This window comes from Lacrimispora sp. 38-1 (assembly GCF_049890855.1).
GTDB lineage: Bacteria > Bacillota > Clostridia > Lachnospirales > Lachnospiraceae > Lacrimispora.
In genome coordinates this window covers 14,833-37,900 of the sequence record NZ_JBANEW010000099.1, presented here as the reverse complement: position 1 = coordinate 37,900, position 23,068 = coordinate 14,833, and the positions used below count along the sequence as shown (strand labels likewise).

At 41.3% G+C, this 23,068-nt stretch carries 12 protein-coding genes and 1 tRNA gene; 1 reads left to right on the top strand and 12 read right to left on the bottom strand.

What is annotated here, in order from left to right:
* Positions 1-68 precede the first annotated feature (68 nt).
* The 3 genes from V7D18_RS25675 to V7D18_RS25665 form a co-directional block, all read right to left on the bottom strand.
* A complete protein-coding gene (locus tag V7D18_RS25675) occupies positions 69-1,517 on the bottom strand; it encodes an ABC transporter substrate-binding protein (protein ID WP_426158701.1) in 1,449 nt (482 codons plus the stop codon).
* 213 nt (positions 1,518-1,730) lie between these two features.
* Entirely contained in the window at positions 1,731-2,006 is a 276-nt protein-coding gene (locus V7D18_RS25670; protein ID WP_426158699.1) for an acylphosphatase, read from the bottom strand.
* Positions 2,003-4,153, bottom strand: coding sequence for an EAL domain-containing protein (locus tag V7D18_RS25665; RefSeq protein ID WP_426158697.1), 2,151 nt, complete (start codon positions 4,151-4,153; stop codon positions 2,003-2,005). The genes V7D18_RS25670 and V7D18_RS25665 overlap by 4 nt, the downstream gene beginning before the upstream one ends.
* A gap of 180 nt (positions 4,154-4,333) precedes the next feature.
* Here V7D18_RS25665 and V7D18_RS25660 point away from each other — a divergent pair.
* Positions 4,334-4,406: transfer RNA gene (locus tag V7D18_RS25660), tRNA-Thr, on the top strand.
* 49 nt (positions 4,407-4,455) lie between these two features.
* Here V7D18_RS25660 and V7D18_RS25655 read toward each other — a convergent pair.
* The 9 genes from V7D18_RS25655 to V7D18_RS25615 all read right to left on the bottom strand — a co-directional run bounded on the left by V7D18_RS25655 (position 4,456) and on the right by V7D18_RS25615 (position 22,840).
* Positions 4,456-4,659 carry a holin gene (locus V7D18_RS25655; protein ID WP_426158695.1) on the bottom strand — a complete coding sequence of 68 codons (204 nt, stop codon included), beginning with the start codon at positions 4,657-4,659 and terminating at the stop codon, positions 4,456-4,458.
* 364 nt (positions 4,660-5,023) lie between these two features.
* Positions 5,024-5,383, bottom strand: coding sequence for a molecular chaperone Hsp90 (locus V7D18_RS25650; RefSeq protein ID WP_426158693.1), 360 nt, complete (start codon positions 5,381-5,383; stop codon positions 5,024-5,026).
* Positions 5,384-5,499: 116 nt separating this feature from the next.
* Positions 5,500-19,929, bottom strand: a complete 14,430-nt coding sequence (locus V7D18_RS25645; RefSeq protein WP_426158691.1) for a SpaA isopeptide-forming pilin-related protein — start codon at positions 19,927-19,929, stop codon at positions 5,500-5,502.
* Between the two features lie 83 nt (positions 19,930-20,012).
* A complete protein-coding gene (locus tag V7D18_RS25640) occupies positions 20,013-20,732 on the bottom strand; it encodes a hypothetical protein (protein WP_426158689.1) in 720 nt (239 codons plus the stop codon).
* Positions 20,733-20,825: 93 nt separating this feature from the next.
* Positions 20,826-21,044, bottom strand: coding sequence for a hypothetical protein (locus V7D18_RS25635; protein WP_426158687.1), 219 nt, complete (start codon positions 21,042-21,044; stop codon positions 20,826-20,828).
* Positions 21,045-21,103: 59 nt separating this feature from the next.
* Positions 21,104-21,514: a DUF5710 domain-containing protein gene (locus V7D18_RS25630; protein ID WP_426158686.1), complete on the bottom strand. Its 411-nt coding sequence runs from the start codon at positions 21,512-21,514 to the stop codon at positions 21,104-21,106.
* 440 nt (positions 21,515-21,954) lie between these two features.
* Entirely contained in the window at positions 21,955-22,254 is a 300-nt protein-coding gene (locus tag V7D18_RS25625) for a type II toxin-antitoxin system HicB family antitoxin (protein WP_426158684.1), read from the bottom strand.
* A gap of 68 nt (positions 22,255-22,322) precedes the next feature.
* Positions 22,323-22,589 (bottom strand): Txe/YoeB family addiction module toxin, encoded by a 267-nt coding sequence (locus V7D18_RS25620; RefSeq protein ID WP_426158682.1) that lies wholly within the window; start codon positions 22,587-22,589, stop codon positions 22,323-22,325.
* A complete protein-coding gene (locus V7D18_RS25615; protein WP_426158680.1) occupies positions 22,586-22,840 on the bottom strand; it encodes a type II toxin-antitoxin system RelB/DinJ family antitoxin in 255 nt (84 codons plus the stop codon). Before V7D18_RS25615 ends, V7D18_RS25620 begins: the two co-directional genes overlap by 4 nt.
* Between the last annotated feature and the right edge of the window lie 228 nt (positions 22,841-23,068).

Below are 23,068 nucleotides of genomic sequence, written 5' to 3'. Positions count from 1 at the left end.
ACTCCTTTCTTAACGAAAGAGGGGCTGCCTCTTTTTGAAGTGGCCCCTCTTTTCCATTACTTACTTATTTACTGCAATGTTGGATTCATCGGATCATAACCGGGAATCTTTACTTCATAGCCTGTGTTATTTTTTACAGCTTCCCGATAGGCCTTGTTATAACGATCTGTTAAATCCTTTAATGCAGCATCTACATCTGCATCTCCGTAGTAAATTGATTCACAGGTCTTAAACATATCCTCGCCTTCCACGACCATACCGGAAGCAAATGCTGAGTGAGGCGGTTTTGGAAGAAGTGCGTCAATATCGGTAATCAGAAGCCATTTTTTATTCTGGAAATCAATACTTGGTTTTGCTTTTGCAATGACACTTGGAAGAATGCTCACACCGTAACCGCCTTCATAGTAACCAACCAGATAATCTTCATTTGCGAAAATATCTTTGTATACTTTAAATGCCTTTTCAAGGTTTGGACTCTTCGCATTAAGAACATAGCCGCCGGTCCCGGTAAAGTACTGTTTTCCGGCTGCTTTACCTCCAACTGTGGGAATAGGAACACAATCCCATTTATCTGAATCCATAGGGAACTGATTCTGGTATACTCCTGGTTCTGCATGGCTGTATGACATGTACATACCAATTTTTCCTGCTGCAAACTGCGTTCTTAACGGATCGATGTCAAGGGACTCACAGCCTGGGAATGCACTGTCCTCAGAAAGCAGTTCTTTCCATAATTTGAGTGACTCTGCCCAGGGTGTGAAGTCATATTCTCCCTTAGCAAAGTCGTATCCGTAAACAAGACCTGTTTCACGTTCAAGTCCTACCATCAAGGACCGCAGTAAGCCGGAGCTTGCACTCTTCATATTCTCAGCAAACCCATAAATCCCTTCACCGGACAGCTTAGAAGTAATGAGTTTGGAATCTGCCACCATTTCTTCTAACGTTTTTGGCGGTTCTGCAATTCCCACGCGTGCAAATATCTCTTTATTATAGAAGAGACGGCAGGTCGTTCCATTGGTGGAAATAAAGTAAAGCTTTCCGTCCAGTTCATTATACCCCGGGAAGATAACATCCTTAAAATACGCCTTCATATCATCATCCATAAAGTCATAAAGATCTGCCCACTGACCTTCGTTAACGTATTTATCAAACATTTGCTCCTGCTGAACCATGATATCAGGCAGCTCACCGCTTTGTACCGCCATGTCAATCGCCTGAACGTAGTTGTCCGTATAGAGTTGATAATTTACCTGAATATTATCTGTATTGGTTTTGTTATACTCGTCAACCTTTTCCTGTACATAGGATGCATCATGGCGATCCTTCGACCAGATATTAATTATGGTTTTATCCCCGCTCGCCGCCTTCCCGTCAGACGCTGCCGCCGTTGTTTCCGCTGCCGCTGTCGTCTGTGCGTTTTTTGTTTCATTCGTTTCTGTTCCGCCAGAACAACCAGCCAGAGTGCCCGCTGTCATGAGTGCAACAAGCGTAATTGCTCCAATTTGTTTTAACCTCATAAGATGTTTTCCTCCCAATTCTTGTTTATGGGTCCATTATACGAAATAAACCGATGACCGTAAATGCAATATCCGCCTATCCCATGTTCGAAATCCGATGTTCCAGTTCATAGTCTGTACACATTTATATTTTTATTGATGTTCCTCAGAATACCAAAAATCCCAGTAATACAAGTTTCCTTGTAAATACTGGGATTCTTAAAATTCCTTATTTTATCTTATCTGAAATCCAGACTCATGTCTGACAGGTACTAAATCCGCCTCATAATGACTGATTACGATAAAACGGTCACCTTTTAATATATCAAACAAGTGATCAATTTTTTCCCGTTCCCCCTGGAGTTCCATCTCCACACGTCCATCATCCAAATTTCTCACCCAGCCTGCCAGTTTAAACTGATTGGCAAACTGCATGACCCGAAAGCGGAAACCCACACCCTGAACTCTGCCGCTGATATAAATATGCTGTCTGATAATTTCTATGCTCATGTATTCACCGCCTTATATGCATCTTGCGGAACCAGAATCAATGTTTCTTTAAGGAGTTTTTCAAAGGATTCCACTGGCATCGGTCTGGCAAATACATATCCCTGTACAATATTGCATCCTGCTGTTTTTAAGAATTCGACTGTTTCCGTATATTCCACCCCTTCTGCAATCGTTTTAATCTGAAGTTCCTTTGCCATATGAATGATATTGGATATTACAATGCGTTCTCTTCTGATATCACTGCTTTTTCTGAAAAACATTATATCCAGTTTGACAATATCAATTGATAGATTTTTTAAAAGGTTCAAAGAAGAGTAGCCTGCACCGAAGTCATCAAGGGAGCAGATAAATCCCTTTTCATGAAGTCTCGCCACCAGACTGTTAAAAACAATATCATCAGTAAGCATAACCGTTTCTGTAAATTCTAATTCCAGCAAACCGTCCGGAATCTCGTATTTCTCCTTAATACTTCCATAGTAATCCACAAAATCATCTCTGAGAAGCCCTACTTTTGAAACATTGACAGCAAGGTTAATAGGTTTACTTCCTGATTTTAAATATTGGTGAAACCACTGGCAGGACCTTTCAAACATATAACGATCCAGCATAATGATTTTTTCGTCCCGTTCCATGATGGGAATAAACTGACCGGGCAGTATGGTTCCTTTTCTGGGATTTTCCCATCTTACCAGCACTTCTCCCCCCACGATCTCATCATTCATCTGTATAGAGACCTTTGGCTGTATAAAAATCCGGAATTCCTGCCTTTCTATGGCACCTTCCATTTCCGCTTCCAGCTCCGATTCTTCTACAACCTTGTCCCACATTTCCTTATTGAAAATACCGAACTGGTTTCCTGGCAGATTTTTTATGTATTTTTGTGCAATGTTGGCTCGATTTACAATAGTATCTATGGATACGTTCCTGTCCTCTTCCTCCAGAAAATAAACTCCCATGCAAAGTTCCGTTGCGATTCTTTTATTATAAGACAATTCCTTCAGTCGAAACTCTTCAATCAGTTTTTGAAAGCAATTTTTCAATTCCACCCGCGTTTCATATTGATAGAGTCCTACAAAATTATCTGCCGACACTCTGCAGAACAGGGAATTCTGCCCCGAGCATTTTTGCAGCAGGCCTGCAATCTCTATTAAAATCCGGTCTCCTTCTTCATATCCAAGAACATCATTAATAAATTTAAATTTTTTGATATCACAATACCATACCGCACAACTCTTTAAGTCCGCAGTCCGCAGGATCCGTTCCGCTTCTTTTTTAAATGAGTGAAAGTTCCGGCTGCGGGTCAGGGAATCCGTATATGCGATGTTTACCAACGTCTTCTGATTTGCTGCTATTGTCCTGTATTGTTTGTAGAAAAACACAAAAAACAAACTCGAAGATATCAAAATCATAATCCCAAGTCCAACAGCTGTCTCCATATATCTGTCTTGAAGTCCTGATTCCGAAAAAACATTCAATAGATACCAGTCATTGTAATCCAGTGGAATTAAAACAGCAAGCTCATGATTATTCTCTAAAAAATTCAATTCCGATGATGTCTGCTGATTGTTGGTTATCATATCATAAATTTTATTTTTTATGTTATTCCAGTCAGCTGCATCACGATCACCGGCTGATGCCACTAAACATCCCCTGTTATCAAAAACAGCACAGATACCGTCTCCTGCCAGAGTCTGGGTATTCAGTATCTGTTTCAGCAAATCCCGGGCATTCCCTGTGTACAGGTATCCCAGGGGCTGGTTATTTTTCCCTATTATCAATACATTGAAATAGGAGTCTTCTCTGTCCAGTCTTGACCAGTCCAGCTTTTCGGAATACTCTATCTTCATTCCTTCCATCGAAAAATTCATCCGGTTAATAATTTCCGGAAGCTGCCTGGCATGATCAGAATCCATACCACGAAAGCCTGCAGCTATGGTTTGTAAAAGGTGTATGTCGCCTTCAATCCGGCTTTTGACCGTAAACTGATTCTGCCTTGCAGAGCTATAGTAATAGTCATTATTTTCTTTTTCATTTTTCTGTATCCTATAGATAAGAAAACTTAAACAGCAGATGATTAAAAACAGCCATAGGAGTACAGGAATCGCCAAATCAAATTTTCCAATCCTATTCTCATCCTTAGCATGCATAAAAGTCAGACTCCTTATAAAAATAAAAACTGACATCTGGTTCTTTTATGTTAATTATAGCTTTTTATGGTACGTTTGGCAATGATTACATAATCTAAGTTTTTTTTCATAAAAGGGTTGATTTTTCACATTCTATTTGTTATACTGTCATAGGTTCGGCACTCGCCGAAATTCCGGATTGCTTCCGTAGCGCAGTTGGTAGCGCAACGCATTCGTAATGCGTGGGTCGGGGGTTCGAGTCCCCCCGGAAGCTGTTGGAAAACCTCGTGTTTACGGGGTTTTTTTATGTATATTTTTATCTTTTAAACTTTTAATTCAGGCAGCCCGGCTATTGACGTAAGAAGTGAAATAATACCGGCTAATCCAGCTGTAGAAGTTACCATAACCCAGTTGACTTCTGACATAGCAGCTGTGGTTCCTATTGTAGCAATAGCGGTTTGTGCCATTGTTTTTATGGCTCTGATTCCTGCGGCTTTTATCCATCTTATCAGATATTCTTTATTCATTTCTTTTCCTCCTTATAAAATAGCATCTATAATATAAAATATGCCAGCTCCGACAATTTTATTAATGATTCTACATTTCCATACTGCCGGATTATTAAAAAAACCGACAATTAAGCCGGCTTCTTCTTGATATAATATCATGTATTCTTTTTTATATAAATTTTAAGTGCTTTTATAGCTAGAAATAAAGCATACATACACATTCCTATACCGAATAATCCTAAGAGTAAAAGAATTAAATTAAAAATAGTAAGAATCAACATTCTGACAGCCCTCCTTATAATACCGGGAAACCAAAGAAAAGCCCCGTATTAAACGAGGTTTTTCCGATTTGCATGTATGGATGGTTTAAAACTCTGATGTTTTATCCAAGAATAACCTCTTTCTTTTCCAGGATAGCAGTTGCTGCCGCACAGGCCGGGCAATCACAATAGATCGCTCCAGCAGATTTGATTTTCTTTGCATGTCCAGCGATATTCTTTGCAGTATCTGCTCCGAAAATACGAATTCCGTCATCAGATTCTGCGAAGCCGATTAACATGTCAATCGGTACAACATCCGCTTTCAGCTCATCCATAAATTTTTTCGTTTCCGCTGCTTCCTCTTGTGTCCCAACGGCATCCAACCAGCTCTGGGCTGCTGTTTTTGCCTCATTGCTGCAGGATGGTGCATTGATTAATTCGTGTGTTTTTTCAACTACATAATCTAATACTTTTTTATTCATATGGAATACCTCCTTCTTTATCTGGAAATTATTTACATTCTATCACAAAAAATGTGGTTTTACAATTGACCGATTACGCAGTGGGGCGAGCAAGGAATACGGCAATAAATACATTCTTATACTTGTTCTTCACCTTTCTTATTTTTTCTTCTCTTTACGGTAGAAATACCAGATACAATAGCTGCCAGACCCAGACTCAAGAGTAATCCTCCTTTAAGACTTGTATCGCCTGTCTTAGGTAATCTGCTAAGCCAGTTCCAAAATCCTTTTCCTTTATAACTGGTAATTCCAAAAGCATTTAAGCTTGATTGATATTTTGCAGTTATAATGCCTTTTTTCTTTCCGCTCTCTGGACTGTTAAACATTGTGAGTTCTCCTGTTACGGTTCCGTCGTCCGTTACATAAATAGTCAGGTAGGTATCAGTTTTTTTATATCCTACTGGAGCTTTTATTTCATGAACAGTGTATTGTCCAGAACTAATCGGATTAAATGATATGATACCGTTTTTATCTGTCATTCCTTTGAATACCGGCTCTCCAGCTTCATTTCTGATCTCCAGTTCAGCTCCAGCTAATCTTTTCATTGTTTCAACATCTGCCTTTTGAATTATCACTTCCGGAGAAAGGTAATTAATAACTGATACTGTACTGTTTTCTGATATCTCGCCATTTCTGATGGTAAAAGCGTAAGTATGATCTGTTTTAAGGTAACTGGGAGCCGGCTTAGTCTCTTTGTATGTATAGGTCCCATTTTCTGGCATATCAAATTTCGCGTATCCATCCTCCCCAGTATTCACAGTCAGGTATAAACTTCCGTTAGATTTGTAAATAGAAAATTCCACTCCTTTAATCCCCTGTCCTGTTGCTGCATCTGATTTGTAGAGATACATTTTATCCGAGCCTGGGTTTTGTTGCTTAGGATCGGTCATAGTGACCTCAAATAATCCGGGGCCTTTTGGTACAGTAAATGCTATATCAGCGGAAAGGAGGTATCCATTTGGAGCATTTATCTCATGGAGATAATAAGTTCTTTCTGCCACTAATTTTCCTGTGATATCTATAGTTTCATCTGTTGATACAAAGTCTGGAACAACTACGTTTTTTTGCTGATCCAATATCTGTAAAGTGGCTCCTCTTAAAATATGACCTGATGAATCCACTTTTCTTATACGGACTCTTGTTTCATCATTTCTCATTTCTATCTGGTCTACGCTTCCATCCTCGCTGACAATAAATGTAATATCTTCTGCATAGGTATAGCCATCTGCCGGCTTTTCTTCAATAAATCGGTATGTTTCTCCGGCTATTAGTTTTCCGATGATTTCATGGGGCTGCTCCCCGGACATCCACTCTTCTACCTTATTCCCTTCATGATCTATTACACTCAGACGATTTCCGGGGAGTTCTTCGCTCCCTGTGATTGCCTTTTTAGAGAGGATTACATGAGTCGGATCATCAATCATAACCACAGTATTTTTATTTCCATTTGTACTGACAGTAAAAGAAACATCTTCTTCATAGGCATACCCATCCGTTGGTTTCACTTCATGGAGCCAGTAATTTTTTTCAGCAATCAGCTGCCCTTTTAACACCTCAAACTCATTTCCTGTTGTAAAGATTAAATCTTCCCCGGCTGTGACACCATTTCCATCACGAACCGCTTTTGCAGCTGTTTTGTCCTCATTTAAAATCTGAAGCGTACATCCGGATAATGGACGTGCTGCTTCAGAAGGAGTACTCTCCGTCAGAGACTTGGCCAGTTTTTGAATTTCAACTTCCGTTTTTTGATCCTTCATAATGACGGTTATGGTTTCCGCTTCTTTTGGCACAGTAAATGTCACACTCTCACTGCAGGCATATCCGGCAGGAGGCTCCTCCTCCGAAAGTTCATAGGTTCTGCCAGCAATTAAAAGCCCTGTTAAAATAACTGGTTCTCCTGTTGGTGTAAACTCTTTGATCAATGTGCCAGTATCCTTTTCCCTGATAGAAAACCGCCCTCCGCTTAAAAGTTCTCCTGATTCTGCATCCGTTTTTAAAATACTCACTTCTGTTTTCTGATCCTCTATGATAATCGTCTCAGGAATTCCGCTGTCTTCTGCAGTAAATCTAATATCCTTCTCGTAAGCGTATCCATCTGGGGAACAGACCTCTTGAAAGATATATTCTTTCCCAGGCGTCACAAGTTTTGCTGGGATCTGTACCCTCTCTCCTTCCTTAGTAAATTTATAAATTATCTCATTTGTCTCTGCATCAATCAGCTGATAGCTGCCTTCGGGAAGCTCCTTACCAGTATCATGGTCAAGCTTGGAAAAAAACAGCTGCACCGTCCGGTCTTCCATATCAACGTTATCAACCATTCCTGAAGCGTTTACTTCAAATCGGTACGCACCGCTTATCAGGCTGTTCCCATTGCTGTAAGAGGTTGTCTCCATAAGTTTATAGCTTCCTCCGGCTGTCAGGATTTCCCGGATGGATTCATCATTCCGGTTGCTTTCAAATACTTTACTCTGAAAGTTTTTCAGGATTTCTCCGGTCATGATCTTCTCTCCCGGTTCATATCCATCTGCTTCAGCTTTTGTAATTTCATATTTGGTTCCATAAGGTAGACCGGAGAAGGTAATAAATCCATTTCCGGTAAGAGTAATATCCCCTTCCCCTTTGATTCTTCCAGTTTGGGAGCCAGTGAACGCCTGATAGCCAATTAAGATCGTTCCTGTCTGATCTGTGAATTTCACATGATAGGTAAATGCATCAGCCTGGCTCTTTCCTGTCCCAGTCAGTTTATTAATGATACTGATAGAGCCCTCCGGGACAATGGGGTTCCAGAGGTACGTAGTTTTTGTGACCGCTCCAGCTGTCATTATAAAGTTAGCTTTGGCTTCCGTTCCGTTTTCTCCGTTAACTACAGCTACCACATCCACGGTTCCACTTTCATGAGCAGTTATATTGGTAAGATTCCAGGTGACGTTTCCGTTTAATTCAACACCATAGGAGGTGGAGCGTAAATAATCAAGGCCCTCTTCAAGAACTGCTTTTACTTTTATATCTGCCGGATAACTGTATGGATTGGTATAGGAAATTGTGTATTTCATGACGCTTCCTGCCTTAACTGCACTGTGATCTGCCCCGACGCTGCTTGTCACTTCGGCAATGGGACTTTCTTTCGTGATTGGATTGGTTATGGTGTAATCGTGGGTATCATCACTGACGATCCAGTCTGCCAGTATATTTCCCTCAGAGTCAGTTAGTTCCTGTCTGGTCTCTAAATAAGTTCTGGAAGGCAACGAGTAGGTTCCCTGTTCATCAAGATAGATCCGTCTGGTTTCTTTCTCAGATTTTTCTGTCTGGCCGTCTGAATACCTGGTATACTCGGTAATCTCATATAAATGCCCATCCGCGATCCCGTCATTAGCAGACAAAGAGAGGCTGCTTCCTGTTCCGATCAAGGCTGGAAGCTCTGTCCCGGTATCTAAATCCTTTAAGATGAGGTAGGTTTTTACAGGAACTCTTCCGGTTATGGTAAGGGCTTCTATGGTGCCGTTCTCACTTGCCAGTTTTAAAACACTGAAATCATTGGATACATTTAGGATTCCTGTTCCTGCCTGATTTACAGTAAAAATCACCGGCGCTGAAAGAACGTATCCAGCTGGAGCATTTAACTCCTCCATGATATAAACCTGTCCTGCTGACAGCTTCTTTGTCAGGGTGAAACCGTTGGGTCCCGAAATGGTTGTTGCTATGGCTTCTCCGTCCTTTTCATATTCGCCATTCACCGCTACTGCCTTGTAAACAGCGATCACCGCTCCTTCCACTGCCATGCCAGTATCAAAGTTTGTTTTCTTGAAGTAAATATTTGTTGGATCATTCTCAATTTCACAGGTATAAAGTATTTCTTTTCCGTTCGCTTTCCCGTCAAATTGGAAATTTTTGATTTCCCCGGAAATCTGGTAAAAATCCGGTGGGGAGATTTCTTTTACCGTAAATGTATAGGCTTTTACAGTTCCATTGGTCTGGACTTCACCTACCGGAAGTCCGGTAAGATCTGCAACTCCATCTGACCCAGTGACCATGTACCAGGTTTTTCCGGTCTCTTTATTTGTCACCTCAAATCTTGCATGTTCCAATCCGTTTCCAGTATCGGAGGCTTTCTTTTTTATCTCCAGTTTCCCAGTGGCAGAGGTATTGATCACTTTATAAAATGGTATCTTTTCCGGACCTATGATGATCTTTTCCGGATCTGCTTTCTGCATATAGTCCGGTGCCTCTGTTTCCACGATGTAATAGGTTCCATAAGCGGTTTTATTAATCCTATGAGGTTTTAGATCTCCTACAGAAAGTCCTGCCGGAATGTCCCCATTAAACTGATCCTCTTTCGTATAGGTTCCATCCGATCCAGAAGTCCAGGTCTCAACCAGGTGTGCTTCATCTTCTAAAAGATTCCCGTCTGCATCCGAGCGGTATAGGGCAAGCGCTGCGCCGGTGACTGCATATTCTACCGTTCCATCTGTCACTACCTTTAAGACATTTATGTACTTTTCCTCATTTTCAAGGCTAAATCTCTGTACATCTCCGGTCTCTTTAAGGACGATTGCTTTCGGATCGGCTGCTTCAAACCCATCGGGGACTGTTTCTTCTACCAGAACGTAATTTCCAGTCTTTCCGTCTCCCGTTTCCGCATGGAAGGGCAGATAGTCAATCCGGTGCATTCCCTCTAAGGTGTCATAGCTTTTAATCCCCCCGTTTTCTTTATAGTTAAACTGATATTCAAAGATCAGAGGCAGCTGACCGTCTGTATCAAGGGAACCATTTTTCACGTTCCGGTAAATGGTGATCCGAATGGTTTTTCCTGTATCAGTTGTCCATGTTTCCACGATTCCCTCCCCTTTTCCTGCCTGAATGATTCCGGTAAGGGTTGCGGTTCGCTCTCCGCCCTTGGTGTACCAGGTAAAGGAAGTTAATTCCTGTCCTTTTTCTTTGTAGGCAGCTTCGAAATCCGTAATAAAGCCAGACTGGTTATCTGATAGTCCCAGAAGCGCTTTTAATCGTGCCATGACGTTGGAGCTGATTTCTGTTTCCTCCGTGTACTCCGTTAAGTCATTGGTGGTCCACTGATCTACCCGTTTTGTTTGGTCATACATCGGCTTTCCATTTTCCATTAATATAGTCCCATTGCTGTCTGTTTTCGCTTCATAAAGAGCAAGCCCGGCTGCGTGATCATTTAGCAGAGAAACCTTATTTCCTTTACTGTCCGTGTAGTACTTATAAATTTCCAGCTTTGTATGGTCATTTTTTAGATTAACCGTTTGGACTTCTCCTGTTGCTTTGATGGTTAATTCCATGGAGGAACGAACATATCCGTCTGCGGCCTCCAGCTCTTCTAAGATATAGTCACCGGCTGGGATTCCTTCAAAATATTTCGGGTTGCCATCCGTGATCCAATCGGCCGACACTGTAACCGGTTCATTCTCCGAGGTACGTTCCACGGTCCATTTTGCTGGTGTAGTCTCTGCTTTCACCAGATAATACCCTTTCGGGTAGGTGTCACTGTCCGTGGTATAGATCCGTTTTGCTTTATAAAGGATCAGACGGGCACCGGATACCTGGCTGTAACTGTAGGCTCCCTTTGGCTCCGTAACGGTTAGTCCTTCCTGGTAATCGCTAATTACGTTCAATGTCTGTTGGTTGGCTGCGTCGGTTTTGGAAATCTCTACCTTTATTTTTTCATCTTCCATTCCGGTTTTCTGAACATCCTTGGTTTCTGTCACGGTAATTCCCTCCGGAAGACCTTTGGTATATCCGGAAGGAGCCGTTACCTCCTCCATGATGTAAGTTCCTGGAATTACTCTCTTTAGCATATCCACCTGACCTACTGTCATATCTCTCTTAAACGGATCGTTTGGATACTTCTCTCCGCTTATCCAGGTGTTTTCCATCACCCAGGACTCACCCTGCCGGTGATAGAGTTTCTTATCATCCGTGGTGTTTTCTTCCTCTCCTACGTCCTTCATACCAGTCTGATTGTCAATGCTGTAGGAAGCATCGTTATAAGCGGAAAGAAGATCATCATATTTGTAGCGGACATAGTCTCCATCAATATCATAGACCGGATCTCCCTTTTTATAGGTCTGCCCGGATTTCTGGTAATACTCCGGCAGTCCATGGTCATTCAGGACTGGATTCATGCTTTTCGCCAGACTGCTTCCGTTATAGGTTCCTATGATATATTCCTGATCCGTATCAGCATGGATAGAAGCAATCCGAAACGTCTTTATCTTTTCTCTGGCAATAACCGCTCCACCCTGTGTCAGGGAGATATTCACCGGCCATACCAGAATCTTATTCCCTTCCTTTGTGTATGCCATGCCGGTAATCGGATTAACATATGCATCCCTGTTTCCATCGCTGTCAAGGTGGTACATGACCGTACCAGAGCTTAAGTTAAAGATTTTATCAGCGGAATTATATTTCACCGCCAGTAAATTCCCTCCGGTTAGCTCAAACGTTGGTCGTCCAGCTTTCAGGATAAAAATAGATTCCTGGTTTTTCACTAATACCTTATTTCCATTCCGGTCATAGCCATAGAGTTTCCCATCAGTACCAGTTTCAGTTGCTGTTAAGTTTCCAAGAGAGTAATAAAGAATATCGGTATCATTCCGGGCTATGGTTTCATAAGTCCATGTACCGTTTCCGGTTTCTCCTGCAAGACTTCCATCCGGATCTTGCCCGATAGGGCGGGGCACGCTGTCTTTTCTTAAAAACTCCACAGTTGTCCCGGCATAGCCTTTTAATACCTTTATGGATTGAACATTGTTATTTCGGTCTCTGGCCACTTCTACACCTTTGTATCCGTAATCTCCGCTGTTCCCACTCTCTGATATGGTTATAGCATCGTAAAGGGCCATCTTTGCCCCAGATACATAGCGGTTCTGATCATCATCGGTATCCAACGTTCTCTCTATCAAACCGTAACCGGCAAAAACACCATCTACATAAATCAGATTTACATCCTCCCCGGCGTCCTTTCTGGACTGAAGGTATTCAATGGTTCCTTTGTACCAGGCATAGCCTAAGTAAGTCCCGTTCATATAGGCGAACTCTAAATTTTCAGTTCCACATTTCTGTTTTAGTGCCAGCTCCGTTCCTTCTAACCTGGTATCTGTTTTATAGGTAACGGTATGATCAGAATCTTTAATCTTAGACACTTCAAGGCGAACCGGTGTATTTCCTATATAGATTCTGGCGGTATCTTCTACCTTAGTTCCAACCTGATTTTTGTCCTCATAGATGGCTGCAGCTACCCGGCTGTCCCGGTTTCCGTCAAGATAATAGGTTGTCTGATCCGAGTAGATTTCAATAGCTACCGGCTTGGATCTTACGTATCCGGCAGGAGGCTTGATCTCACACAGGACATAAGTTCCGGCTCCAAGAGGCTGTGGTGTTACCAAATAGCCTGTATTCTGATCCTGATAAGAAGTACTTGTTAAATCTCCTTCCCTTGCCTGTACCCCATCCCTGGTAGTCGTAAAAGCCTCAAACTGTCCGGTTCTTCTTCCCTGTTCATCTGAAAGGACTACCTGTTCTCCTTCTTCACAGACCGGGCTTCCGGCTGGAACCAGCCCGCTGTAGGACTCACCTGACTGAATAATATTGCTGGCTCCCATTGCCTCTAAAAATTCCTTAGAGCCTCCGATCCGGGTATCTGTTTCATAAAATTTCACCTTTCCGTCTGTGTTTTCCCCCTCTTCTCTGGAAGCGGCATAGAGAGCAAAGAACGCTCCATCATGGAGGATATTTTCTCCTGTTTCTGAGTCCAGTTTTTCAATTCGTAGCCGGCTTGTATAAAAGGTATTTTTAAACTTCCGGTAACCATAGCCCTGGTAACTGGAGCTGCCATCTCCATTGGGTGCTGTGTCGGTTGTTTCATCCGCTGGCTCTGCCACACTCCACGGTACCAGCATGGAAGCATATTTCCCGTCATAGGCTGTCTGAACTCCCTTCATGGACGTTCCGGATTCACTCGCTTCCTTATTTTCTGAAACCGATCCATAATGATAAATTTTTTCGATTCCGTCTGTCTCATAAGTGGTTCCGTTTGCTGTATGCTTTCCCGCATTTCCATTGTCGGCCAGATAATGACTGGAATCATTTCCTCCGGCTTCTGGCTGATCAACCAACGTGTTGTAATAATCCTTGACCGGATCAGTTTCGCCCTGGGTAATGGTAAAGTGTCCATTTCCAGAAGGATCACCGACAGACGATCCAGAAAGCTTATCAAGGTCTAATCCATAGGGATAGATTTCATAATTTCCCAGATAATTGTGTCCACGAATTACATACTTTCTTAAATCCTCTGATTCTCCCGGCCATTCCTCATTAAAGCGGATATGGTATTTGGCTGAAAGCTGTGAGGCGGTATCTGTCAATTTGTAATTGTAATAGCTGCTTAATACCTCTGGTGTCTGATCTGATCCGGACTTACCCCCCTCATAGACCGCAGGAAGTTGGATTTCCTTTGGAGCATCGGTTTTATAATGCTTGTTAAAAAGATCCCCCAAGTCTTTGTTAAAGGGCTGCTGTTCTACAGCTACGTAGGTACCATAAGGAAGATATTCAGAAATTCCGTAAGTATATCCAGAAGTAGAATCCTCTATATTTGCACTGAGTGTTGTAAAATCCTTGTCACTTCCTCCATCTGCTTCACTGTCCCAGGCAATGGAATAGATCTCATCAAAGTCATACGTGAAAAATGGTTTTAGATAGTTTTCTGCCTTTTTAATGGCTCCAGAAAGGGCTTTATCATAAATCTCATCGGAATACGATTCACTTCCTGCAGCACTTTCTGTTTCTCCTGTCTGATTTTCCTTTACCAGTTTCGCTACTTCATCATCTAAATACCAGGTGATGGCAAACTGGCGGACGTGATCGGAACGGAGGGCGTTATCTTTTGCGGTATCTGAAGTATTGATTTTATTTTCGATATCCGTATTGTTATGTACGGCGGGATACTCTTTTTCCCCACCAGCCATTCCAAAGAGGAGCTTTTTAATAAAAGCAAATGGTTTGAAAGAACTGCTATTATTCTCTGTCCGGTCCCATTGGTCTTCGTTGGCCACTTTTATCGCATCAAAGAACTTATCATAGCGATAACCGTCTTTTCCACTTTCAAGAATTGCCGTATAACCTGGGTTCTGATCTGCATTGATAAGATAATTGGTATAACTGTAAAGTTCCGTATTGGCTATGGCTGCATCGTTGGAATCCTTTGCTAACGGGCTTGTCTGATAATCAACTCTGGTATAAAGCTTCTGGACCTTTTCTGGAAACTTGTCCCGGTAGGTATTGATATCCACGGTGTTTCCATTCCAGTCCTGCCACGTCACGGTTCCGTCCTCTGCCCGGTAAAGCCGTTCCAAGTTTGATTTTAAGTAAGTCTTAAAGCGGAAGTTTTTTAAGTATGCTGCATTTTCTCCCTTACCGCCTCCACTTTCAGTGTAATGATCCTCATGGCCAGTTGCTGCATAGGTGTTATTGTCGTATGTCCCGCCTGCATTTATCTCTATGTCCTTCGTAATCTTTACCTTTTGCATGATGGGCCGTTCTACAACGGAAATGCTGTCGTTACGGGTTCCTCCATCTGCATACAGCTGATTCTTATCATAGCGGAGAGTAACCGCTTCGATATAGGTTCCCGCACTTGAAAGCTTTGGAGATACGGAAATATTTCCATAATAAAGGGCATATTCCTGGGGTGTGGTATAGGTTCCGGAAATCAGATCATAACTATAAGTGATCTTATAGTCTGTAGTCTCCGTCCCCTCACTCCCCTCAACATTGATGGTATAGCCCTTTCCGTCATACACGGCATCTACCGGCGTGTCCACGTCCTTTAAATCATATCCCGGTCTTACCTGGACTTCCTTTTCTACCAATACGGTCTTAATACTTCCATCGCTATTCCGGATTGATTCTCCTTTTGCATAGACCCAGTAGGTATGAGCAGGATTTTCTTTTACTGTAAGAGTAGTTAAATCCTCTGAATAAACTGCCTTTGTCTGTGACAACGCTCCGCTTTTTACTTTTGCGTAGGTGATAAATCCATTGGTGTTTTCGGTATAATCCTCCAGCTGATCCGGTTTGTATGGAACATAAAAATAACCAGAAACCGTTGTCCCATTTATTTCATACTGGATATCCATTTTTATATAAAGCAACTTTAATGCCTCATCGTATAAACTGTAGGTAATGGTGCTTCCCACACGGTAGGAATAACGGACCACCGCTTTCCCATCTATAATCTCCTCAACTCTCAGACAGTTGAATACGGAAAGTCCGGCATCTTCCATTCCTTTATAAAGGCTTTCTGCCTGTTCTTCAAAGCTATCTCCCTCCAGAGGAATGATCATCCAGGGCGATCCTTCATCCGGCTCCTTAAAGGAAGCCTTTTGTAAGACGGAATTCACATCCTCGGTTAAATCTCCGGTATCTTCCTTATCTGAAAAGGTAGGAATGGTATATCTTAAAGCATTGGAAGGGCGGACCGCTGTATAGTCATATTCCGGATCTGACACCTTGGTGGCAACAGCGGTTTCTCCGTTTGGCAAAGAAATGGTATCCCCAACGTTTGCATCCACATAGGAACCGTTAATGACAACCTTGGCTCCCTCTTCTTCTGCTATGGCATTTTCACTGGTATAAACATACTCCGTATGGGTTCCATTCGGATCTTCCACCACCTTGCTTTCTGTCCGGTAAAAGGAAGCTCCTTCAGGGATATTGTTTGCATAAATCTGATAACCATTTGTGGTACCACTGCTATTTACCGTAAAGGTGTTTGCTTTCTTTGCCCGGTTAATATCTAAGGTACTGGCAGAGACCGTTCCTTCAGCTGACGGGCTCCCTCCGCTTTGAAACGCTTCCCGGTTAGAAACAGAAGCATCTTTTCCATAAACGGATAGTTCGTAGCCCTCTGATCTGGTCAGTTCTTTTATGTAGTACTGGGTTCCATCCGCATTGACGATTAAGGGACGTCCGATCCAGCAGTTTCCGTTTAAGCTTTCATTGTTCTCAATTGGATAGAAATGGCTGCTCTCCCCGGTGTTGTCCCTTCCCTGATTGGAGGATAGCTTTTCATAACCGGATGCCGTTTCATTCCGACTGTCAGTTAAGGAAATGCTACTGCCATGTGAGGTATGGCCGATAAATCGTTCTGCATCGGATTCTTTTCCTACCGCAGCTGCCATTCCGGTATATAGGTTTCTGGGTGCTTGGTCTGCCCAGCTGTTGGCCGTCTTTTCAATGTTTCCGGTCTGGTAGTTAAACCTATAACCCGGTGCCTTGGTGATGGAAAGGAAACTGGCATCCCCATTCCGATCCGTTGTGGCTACTGATACTAAATCGTCTTTTTGAAATACCACACCGGAATGTCCGTCTGGATGGGGAATATCGGCTGCAGCAAACAGTCCGTAGACAGCCCCTTCTAAGGTTCCGTCTCCCTGTGCATCTCCGTAGGCATCATAGGAAGCGCTTTCCCCTGACTTTAAATCCATGTCCTTTTTATTAAAGTGAATATCTCCTTCCGTCCGGTGATCATAGACAGTGAAAGTCCAGTCTGTAATGGAGGAAGACAGCGGGAAAAGGCGGTCTGTGTCTGTTGATTCCGTCAGGGAATAAAGGGAACTTTCGCTTCCGGAATCCTCATCAGAAGAAGCGGTTAAGGAAAAAAGTGAGACTGCTTTTGATGCCACAAGCTTTATACCTTTTACTACTTTTTCCAAAAGTCCGGTTAACGTAACTTCCGCGTACACAGCCTTTGCCTGAGAATCGGTTGCAACCTTTGTCTTTACCGGAGCGGTTTCTAAGGCGGGGGCTTTTGTTTCGGCTTGTGTTTGAGCCTCAGTCTCCACTTCCGTTTCTACCTCTTTCGTGGATTCTGCTGTCGTTTCAGATTCCACAGTTGTTTCTGGAATTTCTTCCAATTCTGCTATACTTTCGGACTCTGTTGGCACTGTCGTTTCTTCTTTGGTTTCTGCTTGAGTCTCTGCTTGTGTCTCTGTTTCTGTTTCCGCTTCTGTCTCATTTTCTGTTTCTTCTATAATTTCAGACTGTATTTCCTCCGGTTCCTGAGGTTCAGATGCTTCGGTTTCCGGTTCACTCAATTCCTCCTGGTCGGAAACTTCTTCCTTTAAATCTGTTTCAGAGTCAAACAGGGTAAGTTCCTGATCCATTCCGTCTAAATGGTCCAGTGATCCAAAGCTGACAAACTGCGTACTTTCCTGAGACGGTGATGATTTTAAACGGATCGTACTGTCTGTTAAACTGTCACGTTCAAAATCAGGATCACTGCTACTGCCCTCGTGATCAAGTCCGGAAGATTCATAATCCTTATACTCACTTGACGTAACCGTTCTCCATTCTAACGGAATATCATCCGGGTGGCTTCCATGAAGGGAGTAACCGGGAGCCGGGAGAAGCTCTTTTGCGGAATAATGATACTTTAGAGAAATAAACTCTTTGTAAAACTCATCCCGGTCTTCTTCCAGAGCCTTTTTCTGAGTTTGTCCAGTGGGATCAATGGCATGGAAGAAACCACCTTCCTCTACCAGATCCTCACATTCTTTTACTCCTTCCAGCCAGTTGGCCCATGCGGTGTCGTGAAGATCCTGGTTTGCTTCCTCCGCAGCTCCTATTTCATCTGCATTGGTCTGTTCTCCAGTTTCCTCATCATACTCTGGTTCCGGTATTTCTTGGTATTCAATGACGGGGGCTGGATGACCACTGCAATAACCTTTTAAATAGGTGTAATTTCTAGCATCCGAATGGGCTGTCTTACTGTGAATATTTCCTCTGGAATCTACATAGTGAAGAACACCATCCGAATCCGTAATATGTTCATCTGCATTACAGGGATCGTTTTCAGGGTCGTCCCAGGTTTCAAACTGAGAACCGGAAGAATTTCCCTGATTGTAAAGGTTTGCTTCGGAAACGTTAAGCCTGGTATCCCCGCTGTAATTTAAAGAGATCCTTGCATCATCACTCCCCTGATCTTCTTTCCATGAAGCATCGGTTAAAGAACCTAAGTTTGAGGAATAATCGCCAGCTCTTCTTAATTCTAAATCTGTATCATCAAGCTGGGAGTCATCAAACTTTTCTAAAATGTCCCATTGGGTATTTGCAAGGGGCTTTCCTGTTTCGGAATCAAAGGTGTTAAGACCTACGTTATAACTGGCACCAAAGCCTTCCGTATGTTTAAAGCGCTGAACCTCTGCTTTACCAACAAAACCGACACGTACATGGACTTCTAAGTCTTTATCCATCTTGGCACCAAAATAAGTTTGAGATTGATCAAAAGCATACATTGAACCATCTGGATATCTTGAATCTTGAGTATAAAATTTAAACGTCGCAAGCTGCGCCGATCCCAAATCCTTGGCCAGCTCTGTTCCTACCTGTCCCGGATTTGGCCAATATAAGGTTGCGATTCCCTTTCCATCGTCTGGAACCTCACCAGACTTAGAAGTAAACACAAGTCCTGCATCGGTGGGACCGTTAAAGCTCCAGTCTCCATAAAGATCCTTTGCAGCCAAATGCTGATAATAATCCTTCACTGCATCATTAGAATATGGAATTGTGATTGTATAAGTTTCCAAAGCGTGATCCACCTTGGCATAGTAAACGGTTTCTTCTGTATCCACGTCAAACTGTTTTGTAATAGTCGCTGCTCCCCAGACATTACTGAACATCCACTCTGCACTATTGTTACAGCCTCTTGCCTTAAAATCATCTGGTATCTGAGTATTGGTTAACTGATTATAAACGGAAGAATCTCCCACTGCGTTTGGATTCATTTGCTTTAGCACAGACTTATAATCCGCACTTTTACGGAACAACTCTAAATCCGTTTTCCAGTCACCGGTAAATTCACAATTGTTTGCTGCAATCCAGTTAATAATGGCAGCAACAATGTATTTTGCTGTGCCGGTATTGGCATCGTTACAGGCAACAACACTGACGTTGCGTCCCATGTAGGTGGCATAAACAATCATAAGAAAGTTAAACTTTTTTAATTCTGGATTTTTTGCATTATCCCCAGTTGGAAATTCATCTGGCATGTTATTATCTTTAACGCTCCAAAAATTTTGTAAGAATGCCTGACTTCCAAGACCTATCCTGGAACTTTCCGTATGCATTGCTACACAATAGATGAAAGACTTGTCAAATTCGTCATAATCACTCTCACTGGATTGATCACTCTTTACCAGATACTGCTTTGCTCCTGCCGGAAAATTTCCTTCTGCTACGGCTGCCCCTAAGTGAAAGTCCTTAGTCTCATACATCAATCCTGTCGGAATATATCCTTTGCTATTATTTGCACTGTATCTACTGGAATTCCAGGATACCCACGCGGATGGTTCTATGGTTTGTGCGTAATCTGCAAAGGATATCATATTTTCCGGAAAGTAAGGTAAAAATGCCATCACCGTAAAGATTATCGCCATAAGACCGGCTGATTTTCTTTTTATATCAAATCTTTGTAACCGATTTTTCATTTTTTTCCTCTATTTGCAATAAAAAAAGACCACCGATTATGTGTTAACCGATAGTCTTTTATAAGTTTCTATTCTATTTCTATTTAAAAAAATGGGTTGGCTCTGTCATTTTTATGCTGTTCACTGGATTCTGGATCATAAACAAGATAACCTATTGCATAGTTTGAATAGCCATGCCAAGCAGTAAAATCAGTTGTCTTTTTTGTTTTCACCTTTCCATCAATCATTAACTGGCCAAGTTCATTGACCTGATATCCGTCTGGGGTAATGGTATTGGTATAAAGATAGCCATATTCATTAAAGCAGTAAGCATACTTTAGACCGTCCTGACTACCATCAGGGGCAGTCAATAACCAATTCCAACTACTTATTGTGCTATTTCGACTATTTCCATACCAATAGTTGCTAATTCCATTTTGATTGATAGATTTTGAGCCGTCTTGGTGCCAAGAAATATTCTCATATGGCAATGAATTTGCATATTTTAATTGTTCTTCTTGGGAACCGTATGAAGCCACATCACCGTTTGTCATTATAACAACTCCATCTACATTAGTAGACATACCGCCAGCAAATATTGCATTCATCATAAAATTCCCATGTAAGTCTTTTACATAATAAGTATAAGTATCTTTCTTTATAGCATTTCCTGAATAAAAACTAAAATCTTTATTTTCCCACTCATTCGTTGTATACCCGGCCGGAAGCTTATCCGGAGTCCAGATAATTTCTGCAAAAGCTGGTGTTGGTATCGTAATGGTAAATGCCAAGGATATTACTGCTCCTAACAATCTCTTTTTCATAATTTAGTCCTCCCTATGTATATGTAAAATTTGGTAATACTCCTACTTTTCTTTATAATACATTCTGAATAGAAATTTACAACAATGCATACATTAAAAGTTATACACCTTATAAATATCCCCTGGCTTCATGTTCAAATTATCAATTATTTTCACCTGCATGTTCTGACTTGGCATAAAACCATCCCCTGTATAATCAGGACAAGTAACTCCGTCCTCGGTAAATGCGATTTTATACAAATTAATTCTCTTTTTAACTTCGTCATCAGCATTATCAATATCAAAGAAAGGACCACTAGGTTCTTCATACAAATAGTGATTTCCTTGGGTTGCTCCACAATGTTCACAATGATTTGCGATATAACTATATCTCATAGTCTTTGAATAAGAATAATAATATCTAAAATGCTTCTTAAAAAAAACTCTAGCTGAGTATTATCAGTTTCATCATCCAATGTAAAAAAGTTTAAATACTTATTATTGTATCTGTATCCTATCAAGTTACCATTTTCGCCTTTTTTAATAGAAAAAAATTTTTGGAATGCTAATCCAACTACACTAGTTTCATTTTTACATTTATGACACTTACGAGGGGCTTCTACAATATACATATAATCACATATCAGATCGCACTGCTCATAAACTTCTGGAAACCAATCAAAGTATTTATAATAATCAAACTTATTTGTAACATACCATTGTTTCCTAATCTGATCCCATTTAGCTCCTAAAGCTTTTACCGAGTCCTTTTGCTCGTAAGGAACATTTAGATATAAAGCCATACTCTTTTCCCTTAAATCTCTAATTTGACATCTCTGCAAATTCGTGCTATTCTAAAGATACAAAAGGTAGCCAACTCCACAGAGTGGCTTCCAAAATTGACAATCTATTTTATAAAAATAATCACCAATGCTTGGTAGGCGGGGTGATTATTTTTTTGTACCTTTGTCATTGCTGTTCACGTATACAAGTATTGTAACGATTAGCGCTGCAATATTTATGATAACCAATTCCTCATATGTGCTCATACAATTACCACATCCTTTCGGAGATGGAAACCACCTGGCAGATTGACTACCGTAATAACTATAACATATTATGGAAAAATTTTCAAATTTTCGTTGAATTTGTTACTATAATTTATAAAGACAAACGTATTAATATCATTTTTTATTTGTTAATGAACGGAACTAAGTTCCGTTCATATCAGTTAATTATAATATCATGGTCTAGCTCGGTTCATCTTATTCAAGCGTATGGAAGGCATATAAACATCAATCAAAACCGCTCTTTCATTTTCATGTACTTCTACTTGTAATAGTGGCGTAGGATCTGGAATATCCTCCTCATCCTCCTCTAATCCATAAAGAACACAGCCAAGTAATTCCCTCGCTGAAAAAATAGCAGTCTCCTCATCATTACCACTGGTAGCACAATCCAAATCAGGAAATACTACTGCAATTTCCTTTCCTGGTTCATAAGTAAAAATAGCAGGATAAAAATAACGTTCTGTTTTTTTCATGGTAAAACGGTTCCTCTTTCTTTAAACCATGAACGGAACTATGTTCCGTTCACAATACTATGGGACTTTTAGGATAGATTTTGATAATGGGTACGGCATTGAATAATTTCAATCTTGCCACCATTAATACGATATACAAACCGATTTGCTTCATCAATTCTGCGACTCCAATATCCCTGCATATTTCCTTTTAATGGCTCCGGCTTACCAATACCAGAATACCCATTCCTATCGATATCCTGTATTAATAGATTGATACGCTTAAGGGTTTTTCTATCCTGGGTTTGCCAATATAGATAATCTTCCCAAGCCTCCTCATCCCATATTTTTTTCATTCGTCCACCTCAATGACATCATGAATTTTCCCTTCGCCTTTTTCCATTCTTTCTTTTGCTGCCAACAGATGAGCCTGGTTCTCTACTGAATAAAATGGATCTGCCTGTACCGTAAATGGTATGCCATTGGAACGAATCACCTGTTTCAAAAAAATATTAATTGCTGTGCTGGTATTCATACCAAGCTCTTCAAAAATCATTTCACACTGTTTTTTAAGTTCATCATCTACTCTAACATTAATACTGGCCATATCTCGCCCTCCTTTATATGTATTTACTATACCACTTTTGTATTGCAATTGCAATACATTGCATTACATTGCTTTGCAATACTATGTGCATTTAAATATAATCGGAGTTAATCATGCCCGGTTAGGATTTACTTTTAATGAGATGGTATACCACCTTTCTATGTATTGATCTCTATCTCTTCATCCATAAGTAAGTTCTAGTCTCCTTTTATGAGCGGAATTGAGTTC